This is a genomic window from Pauljensenia sp. 20925_1_27 (assembly GCF_041432835.1).
Lineage (GTDB): Bacteria > Actinomycetota > Actinomycetes > Actinomycetales > Actinomycetaceae > Pauljensenia.
Genome location: NZ_JAPWAH010000028.1, coordinates 1 through 18,278 on the forward strand (window position 1 = coordinate 1; position 18,278 = coordinate 18,278).

General features: G+C 62.8%; 8 protein-coding genes. 7 read left to right on the forward strand and 1 reads right to left on the reverse strand.

From position 1 onward, the window contains the following. Positions 1-535: alpha/beta fold hydrolase (locus O3684_RS09750; protein WP_500066688.1), on the reverse strand; the 535-nt coding region annotated here is incomplete at its 3' end. Between the two features lie 86 nt (positions 536-621). Between O3684_RS09750 and O3684_RS09755 the strand changes: the two genes are divergently transcribed. The 7 genes from O3684_RS09755 to O3684_RS09785 all read left to right on the forward strand — a co-directional run bounded on the left by O3684_RS09755 (position 622) and on the right by O3684_RS09785 (position 18,222). Next, the gene (locus tag O3684_RS09755) at positions 622-2,049 is read left to right on the forward strand and encodes a hypothetical protein (protein ID WP_500066690.1); all 1,428 of its coding nucleotides are present in this window, start codon (positions 622-624) and stop codon (positions 2,047-2,049) included. 180 nt (positions 2,050-2,229) lie between these two features. Further along, positions 2,230-2,547: a heavy metal-binding domain-containing protein gene (locus O3684_RS09760; RefSeq protein WP_500066700.1), complete on the forward strand. Its 318-nt coding sequence runs from the start codon at positions 2,230-2,232 to the stop codon at positions 2,545-2,547. A 314-nt stretch (positions 2,548-2,861) separates the two neighbouring features. Continuing rightward, the gene (locus tag O3684_RS09765) at positions 2,862-9,626 is read left to right on the forward strand and encodes a leucine-rich repeat protein (protein WP_500066692.1); all 6,765 of its coding nucleotides are present in this window, start codon (positions 2,862-2,864) and stop codon (positions 9,624-9,626) included. Between the two features lie 570 nt (positions 9,627-10,196). Continuing rightward, on the forward strand, positions 10,197-13,151 hold the full coding sequence (locus tag O3684_RS09770; protein WP_500066694.1) for a S8 family serine peptidase: 2,955 nt from the start codon (positions 10,197-10,199) through the stop codon (positions 13,149-13,151). A 387-nt stretch (positions 13,152-13,538) separates the two neighbouring features. Further along, positions 13,539-17,096, forward strand: coding sequence for a leucine-rich repeat protein (locus O3684_RS09775; protein WP_500066696.1), 3,558 nt, complete (start codon positions 13,539-13,541; stop codon positions 17,094-17,096). Positions 17,097-17,381: 285 nt separating this feature from the next. Continuing rightward, positions 17,382-17,729 (forward strand): transposase, encoded by a 348-nt coding sequence (locus tag O3684_RS09780; RefSeq protein WP_500066702.1) that lies wholly within the window; start codon positions 17,382-17,384, stop codon positions 17,727-17,729. Beyond that, positions 17,620-18,222, forward strand: a complete 603-nt coding sequence (locus tag O3684_RS09785; protein ID WP_500066698.1) for a class I SAM-dependent methyltransferase — start codon at positions 17,620-17,622, stop codon at positions 18,220-18,222. The genes O3684_RS09780 and O3684_RS09785 overlap by 110 nt, the downstream gene beginning before the upstream one ends. The last annotated feature ends 56 nt before the right edge of the window (positions 18,223-18,278 follow it).

The window sequence follows — 18,278 nt, forward strand, 5'->3', positions numbered from 1 at the left end:
CGATCGCGCGGATGCTGTCCTCGCTCATCGCGGCGAAGCTCGAGGCCATCGCGCGTGCTCTCTGCTCGCCGTAGAGGTGCGCAAGCTTGCGTGCCCCGGCGTCGGGGGCGCGCACGGCCTTCCGGTGCTTGGCGACCATCACGCGGCTGAGAACGGCCCCGCCGACTCGGGCTACGGGGCCACCCGAGTAGAAGCTCACGCCCTCAATAAAGAGTCGGTCGAACGCAAGGTCCGAGAATCGCAGCAGCTCGAACAGGATGACACCGCCGAGCGACGCCCCGAAACCCAGAGACAAGCGACGTACCTCGTGGGACGTCAGCCACTCGTGGATCGACGCCGCCTCGGCCGCCGCCGACACGTAGGGGGCCGAGGCCTCGTCCCCGTGGGCCGACAGGTCCGGCACGAGGAAACGCAGTCCGGGCCCCATGTGGTCGCAGAGTGCGGCCCTCATGCTCGAGGCCGAGGACAGCATCGGGTGAATGATGAGGACGGCGGGGGAGTCTTCCCCGCCGGACTCGTAGACGTGCATCTTCATGTTGGAATTCCGTGAAAATAAGACATAAAAGTTGAGAGTTGGTGAAATGCCTGCGCAGACCGTAGGAACGATGACAAACTGTGCTCATGGAACAGATTGACCTTGATTTTGGAGACAGTATCACTGGTCTCCTTGTGGATTATGAAGATGATACCCCCTATGTGGGAGCGACATTGAGGCTTACGCCAGATGAAGGGATTGTAGTTGAGGTGCCATATGTGTTACATCGTACCTCTCAGCAGTTTGCGCATGTGCGTTCCTGGTTTGAGAATGAGGAATTGCCAGCAAGCTTGGTATTGCTTACGTCAGATGGTGCAATTGGCCTATTTGAAAATAGATGGCGATCCTGTAGAGAAGTATTCGGATATGGCTTTGCGTCCATTGGGAGATTTTGTCCATCTGTCACTACTTTGGGGGTGGCGCCAAAGGAAAAGGCTGCTCCCCTCGCGGTGCGTGAAGTGGATAGTTGGATTGATGGACTCGCAGTATGGTCTCCGATGACGGCGGTGAAGAAAGCGTCAGTTGTTGATGGGCAAGGTTGTGCCGAAGCGCTCGAAATCAACGCGGAGTCAAATAGTATTTTGGTCTGGAATCAGGGAGATGCGAGGTTAGAGCTGCGGACTACTTGGGAGGGGGGATCGACACAGGATGGTTATAAGCAACGTATCTTTGTGGATGGCAATGTTTCTATTGCTAGTAAATTTGAATCTGGTGCGAAGGGTATTCGTGATCATCTGAGTGAGCATCAGAAATTTAAAGATCTAATGACTTTTATATTCGGCTGTCAACTATCTTTTCGTCGTCACTGTCTGCATGATGAGCGCTTTGATATGCGTTTTGTTAATGGGGATTCTACGGGGCATATTCCACTTGTTGAATTTGTTAGCCTTGATACAGTTGAGGAGCGAGAGCGAGAAGTTCCGGAAATACGAAACTTGGGGAAACCAATTGCTGAGCTTGCGGAGATTGGGGTAGATGGATTGCAGGCTTGGGCTGAAAAATATGATGAATGGGAGCGGTTCATTTTGCCGAGTGTCAATGTTCTGGGGCGGCGATGTGGGTCTATTGAAGATTCTGTAATTTCAACCTGTATGAGTATCGAGGCTGCTGCCTTCAAAATGGAAGCTGTTAAAGGGGAGGAGTGTGTTGGGGGAGCTCGAGGACGGAGAAATCTTCCGATCGCCGCCTGTGTTTATAGGTGTTTAAAAACTGTTGACATTCAATGGCCGGATCGAATTTCGTCGATCGAAGGGTTAGCAAAGGCAATTGCTAATGTGTATAACTCGATTAAACATGCTGATCGTGGAGGGTTTCCAGATGTTGTCAAAGTTCGTGTAATTTGCAAGGTGAATGAAATAATTGTGCGAATGTTGGCGGTGTATGTTGCAGGAGCTGGGGAGCGGGTTTTTCCTCGTTATAGAGATTCGGTGGAAGTTGAATCTGTAGTATCCATTTTGTCTAGGTATGACTGCCGAATTAAAGAGGATGGGTCCTGGGATATTGGGTATCAGTGATTTTTGAAGGTGGGGTTGTTAGTTCTGTAGTTCTCTGGCAGACTTTCGTAGGTTAGGGTATTGCAGTGTCTGTTGAGGTGCTGGATCCTATAAAATGCTTGTATTGGTCGTGGGCCTACTAGCCACCGCGCGGGATGGCGGGTAGTGTTGCCACGTTAGCCCCCTATGAAGGAGTGAATGATGCTCGTTGTGACGACCCCGACCGTTGAGGGTGCGCCTGTCAAGCAGTACATCGGCATGGTCTCCGGTGAGGCGATCTCCGGCGTCAACATGTTTAAGGACTTCGGAGCGAACCTGTCCAACATGTTCGGTGGCCGAGCCTCCCAGTACGAGGAAGAGATCGGTAATGCCGCCGCGACCGCCGTCAACGAAATGTGCGCCCGCGCCCAGGCCATGGGTGCCAACGCGGTCATCGGCGTGAAGGTCGACTACTTCACCGCCGGCGCCAACAACGGCATGCTCGCCGCTATCGCGACGGGCACCGCGGTCATTCTCTGACCCGCGTCCGCGTGCCACGACGCGCGCGACTGACAACCCGCCAGGAGGCAATACGGACACCGTGTCCGCGCCCTCCTCAGCGGGTTTGTCGTTTGTGCTGCGACCGGTGTCATTTAAGAGTAGCTATTACAAGTTAGGTGATACTAAGAGAAACAGTTTACGGCGGATAAATGTCCACGTAAAGCCCTTGACGGATGCTGAGAAGAAAGCCGGGTGGGGCTTGTCAGTAAGGATAGGTAACCCTACCCTAAACGCTGGGTTATGCCGTATCCGCGGTCATGCCCTGACCCAGTTGTCAACCAAGTGAGCCATAGATGTCCCATCGCACAACCTCGGCATTGGTGCTGCTAACCGCGGGCACCCTTGCCATGACCGCCGTGACCACCCCGGCGGCTTTCGCGGCCAACAGCCCCGAGGAAAGCCAGTCGGGCACCCCCGCCCCCGCCTCGTCCGTCGAGGCCCAGTCCGGCGCCCCGCAGTCGGGAGCTGCCGACGAGGCCGGGGTCGAGAACCCGACCACCACCCCCGAGACCTTCCCCGCCGACGACACCCCGACGACGATCATCGTCCAGCTCGAAGATGGCTCGGTCGGCATCCCGTGGTACCAGCGGGTCTTCGGCCTGTCGTCCTCCACCAAGCACGAGACGGTCAAGGAACGCATCGAAACCTCGGTCGAGGCAGTGGTCCCCGGTGCGGACATCACCGACGTGCGCGACTACACGCACGCCCTCGACGGTTTCGCGATCCAGGCACCGGCCTCGTCCCTGGATGCCATCAAGGCGACCGAGGGCGTCAAGGCTGCGTTCATCGAGCGCCACCACAAGCCCATGGTCGTCGAAGGCGACGCGGGCACGCTGGGCTCCGAGGCCGTGGATCCCGCCCTGCAAAACGCCTCCTCCCTGGAGATGACGCGCGCCAACCAGACCACCCAGAAGGGTGACCGTCAGGTCGTCGAGGTCATCGACACGGGCATCGAGGCCACCCACCAGGCCTTCTCCGGCTCCATGGATGGCGTCGACGTGCGCCTGAGCCAGTCCGATGTCGAGGCCCTCGTCGGCAAGCTGCCGCACGGAAAGACCGGTGCCTACCTCAATAACAAGATCCCCTTCGTCTTCGACTACGCGGACAACGACGCGGACGTACTGCCCAAGTCCAGCAAGGACCTGTCGCACGGCACCCACGTCGCCGCGATCGCCGCCGCCAACGCCGCCGACCTGCAGGGCACCGCGCCCCACGCGCAGATCATCGTCGCCAAGGTCGCCTCCGACAAGGATGGATCGATCCCCGACAACACTGTCCTGGCGGCCCTCGACGACGCGGTCGTCATCAAGCCCGACTCGATCAACCTCTCCCTCGGCGAGGACGCGGGTATGGGCACCGAGGCCGGAACCATGTACGCGGAGGTCTACAAGAACCTCGCCAACGCGGGTGTGACGGTCAACGCCGCCGCGGGTAACTCCTACTCGAGCGCGTACTCCAACTACAGCGGCAAGAACAAGCCGTTCGCGACCGACCCCGACGCCGGCACGGTTTCCGAGCCCGGGTCCTACAGCTCGACCCTGGCCGTCGCTTCGGTCAACAACCAGGACGCCCTGCCCTACCTGACGGTGGGGGACCGCCAGGTCGTCTACCAGAAGTCGCGCGGCCTCAAGGACGCCGTCGTGCCGAGCCTCCTCGACATCCCCGAGGCTACCTACACCCTCGTCTACGCGGGCATCGGTGACGCGGCGGCCCTCGAGAAGCTCGTCGCCGAGCATCCTGGGGACCTCTCCAAGGTCATCGTCCTCGAAGACCGCGGCGGCTCCGACAGCGCGACGGGCGCGGACATGACCCACGAGGCCAAGGTCAAGGGCCTGACCCAGCTGACCTCCAAGCCCGCCGCCCTCATCATCGGCGACTCCGAGGCGGTCGAAAACCCGTACGTGGCGACGATCGAGGCCACCCACACGATGCCGACCGTGACCATCACGAAGAAGGAGAAGGACGCGCTTATCGAGGCCATCAAGGCCAGCGAGTCCGGCTCCATCACCATCTCCAACCCTCACGCGGGCCTCAAGCTCGCCTCGACCAACCCGTCGGTCTCCGACTTCACCTCGTGGGGCGTCACGCCTGATCTCAAGCTCAAGCCGGAGATCGCAGCCCCCGGCGGCAACATCGTCGCGGCTGTCCTGGGCAACACGTACCGCTCCATGTCGGGCACGTCTATGGCGACCCCACAGGTCGCGGGCATTGCCACGCTCGTGCGCCAGCGTGTCAACGACGACCCGGCATTCGCCGGCATGTCGGAGGCGGACAAGGCTGCGATCGTCACCACCCTCATGATGGGTACCGCCCACCCTCTGCTCGACATCGACCAGAACGACGGCACCTACTACTCGCCGCGCCGCGTGGGTGCCGGCCAGGTGGACGCCCTCGCGGCCACGACCACGGCCGTGTACCCGAGCGTCGCGGGTGCCGAGAACCCGTGGCGCCCCAAGGCCGACCTCGGTGAGGGCACGAACGGGTGGACCTTCCAGGTCACCCTGACGAACATCTCCGACGCCGAGCACACGTACGCCCTGGGTGGCCAGGCACTTTCCGAGATCGTCGAGGGTGGACTGTTCACCGAGCACTCCAAGAACTGGGCGGGGCAGGGCATCGACCTGACCTACTCCGCCAACTCGGTGACCGTGCCAGCCAAGGGAACCGCGACCGTGACCGTTACCGTGACCCCGCGCTCTGCCTTCGCCTCGTACGCGAATGAGAACGCTCCCAAGGGCACGTTCATCGACGGCGCCGTCACCTTCACCAGCGCCGACGGTCAGCCCGACCTCACCGTCCCCTACATGGGCTTCTACGGCTCCTGGGGCGCGCCTGCCATCTTCGACGGCAAGTGGTACGACGGCACGACGAGCACCGCGCACGCATGCTCCTCGACCCTCATGAACCCCTCGACCGAGGTGCCCCTGGGTGCCCTGAATCCCCTCGTCGGACAGGAAATCGACGACGTGCGTGCGGTCGACCCCGCGTACTTCATCATGTCCCGCTCCGCGCTGCCCGAGGCCCCCTCGCGCATCCTGCCGCGCACCTGCCTGCTGCGTAACTCGCCGAAGGTGACCTACACCTACACGAACGAGGCCGGTGAGGTGGTGCGTGAGTACACCTTCGAGCGCGCCCGCAAGTCCCTGTTCAACTACCACGCCAGCAAGGTCGAGCCCATCGAAAGCCAGGAAGGCAACAACCCGGTTTTCGACGGCTTCGATAAGGATGGCAAGGAGCTGCCCGCAGGCCGCTACAAGCTGACGATCGACGCGGCCTCGGTCGCGCCCTCGAGCGTTGCTTCGCAGCTGACCTGGGACTTCACCCTGGACACCCAGGCGCCCGTCATCTCCAACCTGGCCGTGACCGGCGAGGGTGATGAGCGCGTCGTGTCCTTCGACGTCACCGACAACTCGCCGCTGGCCGGCATTGCCTTCTCCGAGTCCCCGACCTCGCGTCGCTACTACGACGAGAAGGAGGCCGTGGGCGCGAACCGTCAGGCCGACGGCACCTACGCCAAGCACTACGAGATCAAGTGGGCCGACCTCATCGACCGCGCGGACTCCTCCGACCCGGCGACCGCCTACCTGTTCGCCTGGGACTGGGGCAAGAACCAGGCCCGCCAGGTGATCCGCTTTAGCACGATCCCGATGACCTCCCTGGCCCTCACCCCGCAGGACTCCGAGGTCGTCGCGGGCGAGACGGTCACGCTGAGTCCCTCTTACGAGCCGGCGAACGCGAACGTCACCGACCTCGTATGGACGTCCTCGAACGAGGCCGTGGCCACCGTGAACGAAAACGGTGAGGTCCGCACCCTGGCCGCCGGCGAGGCGACGATCACCGCGACCGACGCCTCCCAGCCGACCCTGTCGGCCAGCGCCCAGGTCCGCGTGCGCACCATCTCTGAGGACGCGGGCATCGAGCTTGCCGACACCCAGGTGACGCTCAAGGTCGGCGAGACCGCCCCCGTGAAGGCATACCTGGCACCCTCGCTGAAGGACCGCCCGGTGACGTGGAGCGTGGAACCGGCCGACCTGGCCACGGTCGCCGCCGACACCGACACGCGCAAGGCGACGCTGACCGCAGGCGATCACGCGGGTTCGGGCACGCTGACCGCCACCGTCACCACCGAGGCCGGCGCGGTCAAGACCGCGTCCATCCCGCTGACGGTGCGCGCCGCCGACGCCGACGACTTCGAGATCAACGAGGATGGCGTCCTCGTGAAGTACAAGGGCTCGGCCACCGAGGTCACCCTGCCCGACACCGTGACCTCCATCGGCGAGCGCGCCTTCGCGAGCTCCACCGTGGAACACGTGACGATCCCGGCTTCGGTGCGTTCGATCGGCATGGAGGCCTTCATCTACAGCTCGCTGAAGAAGATCACCTTCGTTGACGACGAGGCCCACCCGGCCCAGCTGACCACGATCGCGGACCGTGCGTTCGCGAACACGAGCCTCGAGGCCATCGAGCTGCCGCGTTCCGTGGTGACGATCGGCGCGGAGGTCTTCGACTACAACTCGGCGCTCACCACGATCAAGCTGGGCCCCAACGTCGCCGCTGACTCGGTGACCTCGGGCTACGCCGAGACCGCCGCGCTGACCAGCGTCGAGGTCGATCCGGCGAACCCGAACTTTGAGAGCGTTGACGGTGTCCTGTACTCCAAGGATCACTCGACGCTGATCATCTACCCGGCCGCCAAGAACACGGGAGGCGCGTACACGGTCCTGGACGGCGTCGCGACGATCGCTCCTAAGGCCTTCCAGAAGGCGGGCGTCACCTCCGTGACACTGCCCGACAGCCTGCGCACGATCAAGGACGAGGCCTTCCGCCTCTCCGCGCTCACCGCCGTGACCCTGCCCGAAAAGTTCGAGACGGTCGGCACCTGCGCCTTCTGCTCCGCCGACAAGCTCGCGCGCATCGACCTGGGCGGCACGATCTCCCTGGGCGGCAGCGCCTTCGAGTCGACGAGTGCCAAGGAAGGGGTCAACTTCCGGCCCGAGCTGAAGCGCCTGACCACGATCGGCGACTTCGCGTTCAGCCGGACGGCGCAGTCGTCTGTGACACTGCCGGACTCTGTGACCACGGTCGGCGAGCAGGCCTTCTCGGAGAGCACGGCCCTGACCTCGTTCCACATCGGCGCGGGCGTCACCTCCTTCGCCGAGACCGCCCTGTACAACGACCGCAAGATCGCGACGCTGACCGTGTCCGCCGACAACCCGGTGTACTCGGCCGAGCACAACGTCCTGTACCGCAAGGCTGAGGATGGCCTGCACCTGATGCTGTCCCCGGCCGCCAACACGCTCACCGACTACACGGTGCGCGCGGGCACGGTCGAGATCGGCGCGACGGCATTCGCCAACAACAAGACGCTCACCCGCGTCGTCCTGCCCGAGGGCCTCACCGTCATCGGCGATGACGCGTTCGCGGGCGCGACGGCCCTCACCGAGCTCGTCATCCCCGAGTCGGTCGAGCGCTCGAGCGGCGTCGTCGGCAACTCCCTGGAGCTCGTCGAGTACGGCTCCAAGGTGACCTCGATCCGCATGGAAGGCAGCTGGGTTCCCATGCCTCGTCGCATCGTCGTGCGCGGCGGCGTGGACGGTTCCTTCGTGTACGACGGACGCCCGACGAACGGACGCCGCCAGAGCGCCTACTTCGGCGAGGGCATGACCCGCGTGTCCTTCGGCGTGGACGTCCCGCGCGTCCTCGTCCTGCCCTCCACACTCACCCGCCTCGACCTCGAGCCGGAGCTGAGCGACGAGAAGAAGGATGACACCCACATCTACGTTGCCGCGGCCGAAGGGGCGCCGGCGTGGAACGTCGCCAAGGAGGCCCTCGAGGCGGCCGGCATCGACGCCTCGCACCTGCACACGTTCACGGCTGCGTCGATGACCCTGTCCGGGGCTGGCATTGCCGAGGCCGGGGGAGCGTACACGTACACGGGCGAAGCCGGGGCGTCGGTCGACGTGACCGCGACGGTCGCCGGTGGCATCGCCGGCACGCAGCAGGTGCGCGCCGTGCAGATCGGCGCGGACGGCACCGAGACTCTCGTGCGCGACTGGACGACGGTGAGCGACAACGGAGACCGCGCCGCGGCCGCTTCCGTGACCTTCCCATGGACCCCGTCCGCCGCGGATGTGAGCCTGCGCGTCCAGGTGCGCGACGCCTCGTACCTGACGAGCACCCTCATGATCAAGCTCCCGGGTACCCCGGAGCCTGCGCCGACTCCGGCGCCCGAGCCGACACCGGACCCGGCGCCCGAGCCGACACCGGACCCGGCGCCCGAGCCGACACCGGACCCGGCGCCCGAGCCGACACCGGCCCCGACGCCCGCTCCTGAGCCGACGCCGGACCCGTCTCCTGCTCCTGCCCCGCAGGACGGCCAGTGGGTGAGCGACTCTGTCGGCTGGTGGTACCGCTATGCGGATGGCACCTATCCGGCGAACAAGACGGTACAGCTCGGAGGCTCCACCTATCGCTTCGGTGCGGATGGCTACATGCGCACCGGCTGGGCGAGCGAGGACGGTGCCTGGTACTTCCACAATCCGTCTGGCGCTCAGGCGAGCGGCTGGATCAAAGACGGTTCCTCCTGGTACTACCTGAACCCGACGACCGGACAGATGGTGACGGGATGGATCCTTGATGGGCTGACCTGGTACTACCTGACGCCCGGAAGCGGCGCGATGGCGACCGGTTGGGTCAACGATGGTTCTGCCTGGTATTACCTGTCCCCTGGCAGTGGCGCGATGGTCAAGGGCTGGGTGCAGGTCGGTAGCTCGTGGTACTACATGAACCCCGATACGGGAGCGATGATGGTCGGCTGGGTCAAGGATGGCTCGACGTGGTATTACCTGATGTCTAGCGGTGCGATGGCGACCGGTTGGGTCAAGGATGGCTCGACGTGGTATTACCTGATGTCTAGCGGTGCGATGGCCACGGGTTGGCTGAAGGACGGCGGCTCCTGGTACTACCTGGATCCCTCCAATGGGGCCATGGCAACCGGGTGGCTCCAGATCTCGGGAACGTGGTACCACTTCTCGACGAGTGGCCAGCTGATCGGCTAGCCCGACGACAAACACGACGCCATCAATCCCTGCGCCCCCGGAAGAAACTTCGGGGGCGCAGGTCTGTCTTGGCGCGTCAGTACCGCCCAGCGCGGTGTTGGCTCCGGGCGATTGTGGGGGAGCGTGGGCTGGGAATGAGAGAAAGACGCGATTCCTCATACGTGAGGTGACAATGCTAGACATTGCTCCACATGTCCTGAAAATGCGGGAAGCACCTGTTTGACAGATGGTGCGAAACATTCGTAAAAACTACTGTGACCCTCCCCCGATAGGGTTACTCTTGTCAGTGGAGCTGCACGTATGTGCACGCCGATTTGTCACTCGTTAAGAAAGTGGGCACAGATGTTCCATCGAAGACTGTCAGCGGTGGCGTTGGTCGCCGTCGGCGCTCTCGCCGTGACGACCATGAGCGCGCCGTCCTCCGTCGCGGCGGACACGGAGCGCGCCGAGGCCTCGTCGATGAACCGAGACTCGGGCGAACGCTGAGCCACGGTCATCGTCCAGCTTGAGGAGGGTGGCGGCGATCATGCCTCCCGCTACGCCGACGTCAAGAAGCGCATCGGTGAGGCTGTGGCGCAGGCGAGTCCCGGCGCGACCATTGAGGACGTACGCGACTATCACCACGTGTTCGAGGGCTTCGCGATCAAGGTACCTGCCGCTACGATGGCGGCCATCAAGGGCGTGCAGGGAGTCAAGGGGGCTTTCTTCGAGGGGCGTCACGAGCCGGTCACAGACCCCGACTTCTGGGACATGCGCGACCACTCCACCGACAGCTCCCCCGATCTGGGCACAGCCTCACGCATGACGGGCGCCGCGGCGGCCTCCCAGAGGGGTCAGGGGCAGGTCATCGAGGTCATCGACGTCGGAGTCGACACCTCGCACGAGGCTTTCGCCGGCTCCCTCGATGCTGCTTCGGCGCGCCTCACGCACCAGGCCATGGCCTCCCTGACGCCCAGCCTCGGCGCAGGCAAGGATGGCGCGTGGGTTAGTGACAAGATCCCCTTCGCGTACGACTACGGGGACGGGGATACGGACGCGACGACAGGTAACGCGAGCAGCCGAGCGTCGGAGCAGGGCACACACGTCGCGTCCCTTGCGACCGCGAACGGCACCTCCTTCACGGGGGCCGCGCCGGGAGCTCAGCTCGTCGTCGCGAAGGTCACCAGCGACGGCACGTACACGGCCTACGACACTGCGCTCCTGGCGGCCCTCGACGACGCGGCGGTCATCAAGCCCGATGCCCTCACCGTCTCCTTCTCGACGCTCGAGGGGATGAGTAGCGACTCCGTGGCCCTGTACTCGCAGGTGTACCAGCGCCTGACCGAGGCCGGGGTCGTGGTGAACGCGCCCGCCGGCAACGATGGCAATTCCAGCTATGGTACCGACCCGGATACGGGCCTCCTCGGCTTCCCGGCGTTCTACTCCTCGACTCTGGCCGTCGCCTCCGTGAATGAACAGGATGCAGCGGACCTTGGCACGGGGGCGATCACCGTCTCCGATTTCTCCGGCACGGGTGCGACCTACGACCTGCGCCTCAAGCCAGAGGTCGCCGCACCCGGCGGCGAGGTGATGGCGGCCAGCCCCGGCAACTACTACGGTCGCCAGTCGGGCACGGCCGAGGCCTCGGCTCAGGTTGCCGGCATCTCCGCCCTCGTGCGCGAGCGGATCGCGACCGACCCGGCCTTCGCAGCCTTGGGTAGCGCCGAGAAGAACGCACTCGTCGGTAACTTCGTGATGGGCACGGCTCGCCCGATCGCAGACGTGACCCGCAATGACGGCGCGTACTACTCGCCGCGTCGCGTCGGCGCCGGCATGGTGGACGCGGTGGCGGCCACGACCTCGTCCGTGTACCCGACCGTCGTGGGTGCCCCGGATCCCTCGCGCCCCAACGCCGACCTGGGCGACGGCACGAACGGGTGGACCTTCCAGGTGCGCCTGACCAACGTCTCCGACGCCGCCCACACCTACACGCTCGGCGGCCAAGCCCTGTCCGAAGACGTCGAGAGCATGCTCTTCACCGGCCACTCGACCAACTGGGTGGGAGCGGGCATTGACCTGTCCTTTTCCGCCGACTCGGTGACCGTTCCCGCCGCCTCCAGCGCCACCGTGACCGTCACCGTGACCCCGCAGGCCGCCTTCGCCTCGTACGTGAGCGACAAGACTCCCAACGGAACGTTCGTCGACGGTGCCGTGACCTTCACGAGCGCTGACGGGCAGCCGAACCTGACGGTTCCCTACATGGGCTTCTACGGCTCCTGGGGACAGGCCAATGTGTTCGATCAGCAGGCCCCGAACAACCACGAGGTCGGCTACGGGTCGACGCTCATGAGCGGCAACCTGCCTTTCGGACAGTTCAACCCCTACGAGATGGAAGACGAGCGCGCGCTGGACGGCTTCCACCCCGATCGTTTCGTCATCACGCGCAACGGCTCTCGCACAAGCGTCACTCCGGGCACGATCCTGCTGCGCGCCGTCCCCGCGCTGACCTACACGGTCACGAACGAGGCCGGGGCAACCGTGCGCACCTACACCTGCGATCGTGCGGACAAGGCCTTCTACGACGACCACTGGCGCGGCGTGCACAACGCCGAGTTCATGTCCCCCGGATGCGCCCCGAGCTTCGATAGCTACGACGCGGACGGCAACGAGCTGCCCGACGGCCGATACACGGTCACGATCGAGGCCGCCACGTACGGTCCCTCGTCGGCGACCCAGCGCACCAGCTACAGCTTCGCGGTGGACACGGTCTCGCCCGTCGTCTCGAACGTCACCGTTTCCGGTGAGGGGGAGGAGCGCATGCTCTCCTTCGATGTGACCGATGCCTCGCCGATCGCCGGCTACGGAATTAAGACAGATCCGGACGGAGCGCTGACCCTGTGGCGCGTCAACAGTGATCCGAGCTCCCGCTCGGACGACGGGCTCTACCACGAGCACTTCGACGCCAAGCTCCCGAGCGTCCTGAGCAAGCTCGGCGGTAACCCCGCGACCATCCAGCTGGTGGTGTGGGACTGGGTTGATAACACGGCGACATCGTCGGTTTCCCTCAAGGCCGAGGACACGCCCGCGCCCGCTCCTACGCCGAAGGCTGGCGTGTGTAAGTGGGATGGTCGTGGCTGGTGGTACCGCTACGAGGATGGTTCGTATCCTGCTGATGCGGCTGTTGTGATCGATGGTGTCACGTACCGCTTTTACGCTGCCGGTTACATGCGCACCGGGTGGGTGAAGGATCAGGGTGCCTGGTATTACCACTCCTCATCGGGTGCTCAGACGACGGGTTGGGTGTTTTCTGGTGCGCGTTGGTACTACCTGAGTCCTGACAGCGGCGTGATGGTGACGGGGTGGGTGCAGGTGGGGTCCACCTGGTACTACCTGAATCCCTCTGATGGGGCCATGGTCACCGGGTGGCTGAAGGAGGGTGGTTACTGGTACTACCTGCAGCCCGCTAGTGGTGCGATGGTCACTGGATGGCTGAAGATTTGGGGTACCTGGTACCACTTCGCCGACAATGGCCAGTTGATCAGCTAAGCGCCTGGCTCCAGGCTCACGCCTGACCTCATCGGCCCGCGCCCCCGGTCAGTTTCCCGGGAGGCGCGGGCCTGTGTCTGTGGACAATATGCGTTAGGTGTCTGCGCTCACGCCGGGCAGGATAGTAGCCCTGTCAAACACCGGAATAATCGCATCAATGTATGCCTGAAGCGTCGGTCGAGTGTGTGTAGGTGTCCACCTGTCACGAGAATAAGCGGCAGAGATTTGCGTAGGGGTTTGCGTGCCCCGAGTGAGAAGTGGTAGAGAAAATGCGAGAAAAATCAGCAAAACGTTACGGGATAACCTCTGGAGGGGTACCGTTGAGAGGTAGCCGCGGAGTTGCGGCTCACACTGATCCCTTACCCACGTGCAACGCAAGGGGAGACAATGAAATCCCAACGAATAATCAAAGCGCTGGCGCTCTCTCTAGCCAGCGCCCTGGCTCTGACCATCGTCGGCGTGCAGTCAGCGTACGCGGCTCAACCAACTGCCCTGGACTCCCTCGCTAGTCTCCAGTCAGCACATGTGACTGAAGACGTGCCTTATCCCACCAGGGTGTGGCCTAGCAGCACAACGATGGCGCCAGGGCAGAGCCTCCCTTTCTACGCGGCTGCGGGCCCGTATGTTTTCGAGGATGGCATGGCTTACTGGACGAGTTCCAACCAATCAGTGGCAACCGTCGACGACAACGGTCGTGTGACGGCTGTGGGCATTGGTGAGGCGGAGATCACCGCCTCTCACATGGATGACAACACTGCTTCCGTCACCGCCCACGTCCACGTTCGTTCTGTGTCTGAGGAGGTCGGCATCGACCTCTCCGAGACATCGGTGTCGCTTGCAGCTGGACGCAATGCCCTCGTGAACGCTCTTCTCGCCCCGTCGTTGCAGGTAGGCTCCGTCACATGGTCGGTCGAACCTTCGTCTCTAGGGGAGCTCGTTACCGTCGACAATGGTCCCGCAGTGACGTTGCATGCAGCGAATGGAGGCGGAACTGGGAAGCTGACGGCTCGCGTTGCGACGGGTGCTGGACAAACAAAAGAAGTGTCTATCCCGGTGGTGGTGAATCAGGCCAGTGCAGCAGACTTCGTTGTCGATGAGAAGGGTGTGCTGACCGCCTATAACGGTGAGGCGGTGGACTTTGCAATCCCTGATGGTGTCACCGAGATCGCTCCGAGCGTGTTCTCTGGAATGGAAGTGGAGAACGTCTGGGTTCCCACGAGCGTTCGAACTATAGGCGAGAAGGCCTTTTTCAAGTCTGGGCTGAAGGCGATCACTTTTCAGGATGATGAGGCCTCCCCTTCGCAGCTAACGACTCTTGGGCCCTCGGCATTTGTCAACACGAAACTGGAGAGAATCGAGCTACCTCGATCAGTTGTGTTGCTCGGCCAGGAGTTGTTTGACGGCGCGCCGATGAAAACTGCCTCATTTGGCCCCAACATTGCGGCTGGGCAGTTGGAGGGGGCGAGTGTCAATGCTTGGACGCTGACCCATATTGACGTCGATCCAGCCAACGTCAATTACGAGAGTGTCGACGGCGTTTTGTATTCACGGAATCCCAGGCGTCTGGTCCTGTTCCCGCAGGCAAAGGAGTATGCCGGCACGTACGAGGTGTTGGAGGGGACCGAGTCCATCGGTGCGGGGGCCTTTGCGGGCGCGCAGATTACCTCAGTCGCTTTTCCAAGTTCGCTTCGTACGGTCGGCAGCCGTGCATTCGAGCAAAGCGGGCTGACATCTGTGAGCCTCCCTGACGGATGTGAGAGCGTAGGCGAGTCATCATTCGCATATATGGGTTATCTTCAGACTGTTGATCTAGGAGGCACTCGGAGTATCGACAAGAACGCGTTCACGTTCAATCGTGATCTTACTGAGGTTAATTTCCGTCAGGATCTCAACAGGCTCACTGAGATTGGTGAGGGCGCATTCGAAGCCGTTGGTCTGTCCTCAGTGATGCTACCGGATTCGGTGGAGACCATCGGTCGGGATGCGTTCGCGTACAACAGAACATTGGCGTCTATTCACCTCGGGGCAGCCCTTGTTTCTGTTGAGCGTTCTGCCTTTGAGTGGGATCCGCAGCTTGCTTCGGTTACTCTCAGCCCAGGTAGCTCCCACTACTTCATCGATGGTGGCGGCCTTTACAAAAAGGGAGAGGCTGGGCAATCGTTGGTCATCGTGCCTCCAGCGAGTTCCGTGACAGAGTTTGTGGTTCCTGCAGGGACCAATGAGATCGGTCCACAAGCATTCGAAGATGTTGCGACGCTGACTCGAGTCGTCCTTCCCGACGGCCTGACGACTATTGGTGCGAACGCGTTCAAGGGATGTACGCACCTGGTCGACCTCGTCATCCCCGATTCTGTAGAAGTTGTTGACACAGCTGCCGGCTCGGGGCCCGTCTCCATCGAGTACGGTTCGCAGGTGCGAGAATTTCGACTCTCAAATACGTGGGCTAACATGCCGGCTCACGTCATCGTGCGTGGAGGCGTAAACGCAACTTTTGACTTCGATAGTAATCGGAATTCTGAGTACGGGGAGAGTATTTTCTTTGGGGAAGGAGTGGCGAGCGTCTCTTTCCGTGGTTCGGTGCCGCGCGTCGTGGTCCTGCCTTCGAGCGTCACACACTTCCAGATTGTTCGCCCTCTTTACTTCCGGTCGGAGACAGATACCGAGGTCTATCTTGCAGCTCCTGAAGGATCGGAGTTGTGGGCGAGCGTCAGTGAGGCAATGTGGGGGGGAGGAATTGCTCGCGAGAACCTGCATCCCTACACGTCTCCGGCGGTATCGCTGTCCGGCGTTGGCGTCGTCGCAGTGCATGACGGATTCAAGGTGGACGCGCAGGCGGGGATACCCGCCACCGTGTCTGTTTCTGTATCGGGAGGCGTACCGAAGGGACGCCAGGTGCGTGTTGTGCAGATCAACGCAGAGGGCCGGGAGTCTGTCCTGCAGGACTGGAGTGACATGCCGGAGAGTGACGGGGTGGACACCGCATCGATGAACGTGACTGTGGCTCCTGCCAGTGTGGGCGTTCGCCTGCGCGTCGACGCGCGTGATGCTTCGTACCGGGTCAGTTCCGCCGTTCTGCTGTTCGGGGAAGCCCACGAACCGGACCCGACACCGGACCCCACGCCGGACCCGACACCGGAGCCCACGCCGGACCCGACACCGGAGCCCACGCCGGACCCGACGCCGGACCCGACACCGGAGCCCACGCCGGACCCGACACCGGAGCCCACGCCGGACCCGACACCGGAGCCCACACCGGAGCCCACACCGGACCCCACACCGGACCCCGTGCCCGATCCGAGCCCAGAGCCTACCCCGCAGGTGGGGCAGTGGATAAGCGACGCTCACGGTTGGTGGTACCGCAACGCGGATGGATCCTACCCTGCGAACGAGGCGCGCGTCATCGGTGGTTCCACCTACCGTTTCGGTGCGGATGGGTACATGCGTACTGGATGGGTGAGTGAGAGCGGTGCGTGGTTCTATCACGATGCTTCGGGTGCTCAGGCGAGTGGCTGGGTGCAGGATGGTGGCTCCTGGTATTACCTGATGCCCGGTAGTGGTGCGATGGCGATCGGCTGGGTGAAGGACGGTGAGTCCTGGTACTTTATGCGTCCCAGTGGGATGATGATGACCGGTTGGGTCAACGATGGTTCTGCCTGGTATTACCTGTCCCCTGGCAGTGGCGCGATGGTCAAGGGCTGGGTGCAGGTCGGTAGCTCGTGGTACTACATGAACCCCGATACGGGAGCGATGATGGTCGGCTGGGTCAAGGATGGTAGCGCGTGGTATTACCTGAGACCCGGTAGTGGTGCGATGGCCACGGGTTGGCTGATGGATGGTGGTTCCTGGTATTACCTGAGCACTGACTCGGGCGCGATGTATACCGGCGGTCATTGGATTGGCTGGAAGTGGTACAACTTCGCTGATTCGGGACGCCTCATGAGCTGACGCCTCACGCGAGAGGTTGAGCTGGGAAACCATGTGCCCGCGCCCCCGGAGAATCTCCGGGGGCGCGGGCCTTTGTTCGACCACTAGGTCGGGACAGTCGTGATGTGGCTTCGCGCGCGCTCGCTTGTAGGGGTGTAAGCAGCGTATATTCTGGATTTCGGTTGATTTGTCAGATTCAGTGGAAAGATGTTATGCAACCCTAGAAAAAATCGGCGAAAAACGGCCGCATCGGGCGTGTTTAATTGTCTGTGTATCCGTCTTTTTGTTTGAAAGGATTGATGCATGATGAATGATGATGATGTTGCGGCTCGCGCTAGTGGGCGTGAGGCTGTGGAGGACCTGCGTCGCTCGGGGGCGTTGGAGTGCGGCCTGGCTGCTGAGCTTTCTGAGCATTTGGGGTATGAGAAGGGCCAGACCAGCGCGCAGGCGCGCTCGAACACGAGGAACGGCACGACGAAGAAGACCGTGATGTTGCAGGTGGGAGCCTTCGAGATCGAGGTCCCCCGGGAGGAGGTGTTCAGCATTGTTCTGGGATCGAGTTGCCCCGCTCTACGACCTCGTCGTCAACACGCTCAACAGGAGGGTGTACGACGGGACGGGCGGTGCCGTTGCCCGGTTGATTCGCCCCGGTGACACCGTGCTCGAATGTGCGTGCGGAACGGGCGCGATTAGCGCCGCCATCGCCCCCGCATGCGCGCGTGTGGTCGCGACCGACTATTCCGAGGGGATGCTCAAGCAGGCGCGCAAGAAGCTCGCGACACACTCGAACGTCACCGTCGAGCAAGCCGACATCACGGCCCTACGCTACGCCGCCGATTCCTTCGATGTGGCCGTCGCGGGCAACGTCATCCACTTGCTGCCTGAACCGGGCGACGCGCTCAAGGAGCTCAAGAGGGTCGTGCGCCCGGGTGGCACGATCATCGTGCCCACCTACGTGATTCCCAAGAAGCGGGCGCACACCATGTTCCTGAGGGTGATCTCCCGGTTCGGCGTGCACTTCCAGGAGCACTTCGACCCGGTGTCCTACCGGGCGTTCTTTGATCGTGTGGGCTGCACGGGTGTCACCTACCGCGTCGTGCGAGGTCGAATTCCCTGCGTGATTGCCTCCTTCACGAACGATCGGTAGATGCCGAGCCCAGGGCGACGTTCCGCAGCATCGCCCCGTAGGTGACCGAGTCGCGG

Bases quoted from the DNA above. Each gene is read 5' to 3' on its own strand.
- O3684_RS09780 (WP_500066702.1), top strand. From the start codon at position 17,382: ATGAATGATGATGATGTTGCGGCTCGCGCTAGTGGGCGTGAGGCTGTG.
- O3684_RS09755 (WP_500066690.1), top strand. From the start codon at position 622: ATGGAACAGATTGACCTTGATTTTGGAGACAGTATCACTGGTCTCCTT.
- O3684_RS09760 (WP_500066700.1), top strand. From the start codon at position 2,230: ATGCTCGTTGTGACGACCCCGACCGTTGAGGGTGCGCCTGTCAAGCAG.
- O3684_RS09775 (WP_500066696.1), top strand. From the start codon at position 13,539: ATGAAATCCCAACGAATAATCAAAGCGCTGGCGCTCTCTCTAGCCAGC.
- O3684_RS09765 (WP_500066692.1), top strand. From the start codon at position 2,862: ATGTCCCATCGCACAACCTCGGCATTGGTGCTGCTAACCGCGGGCACC.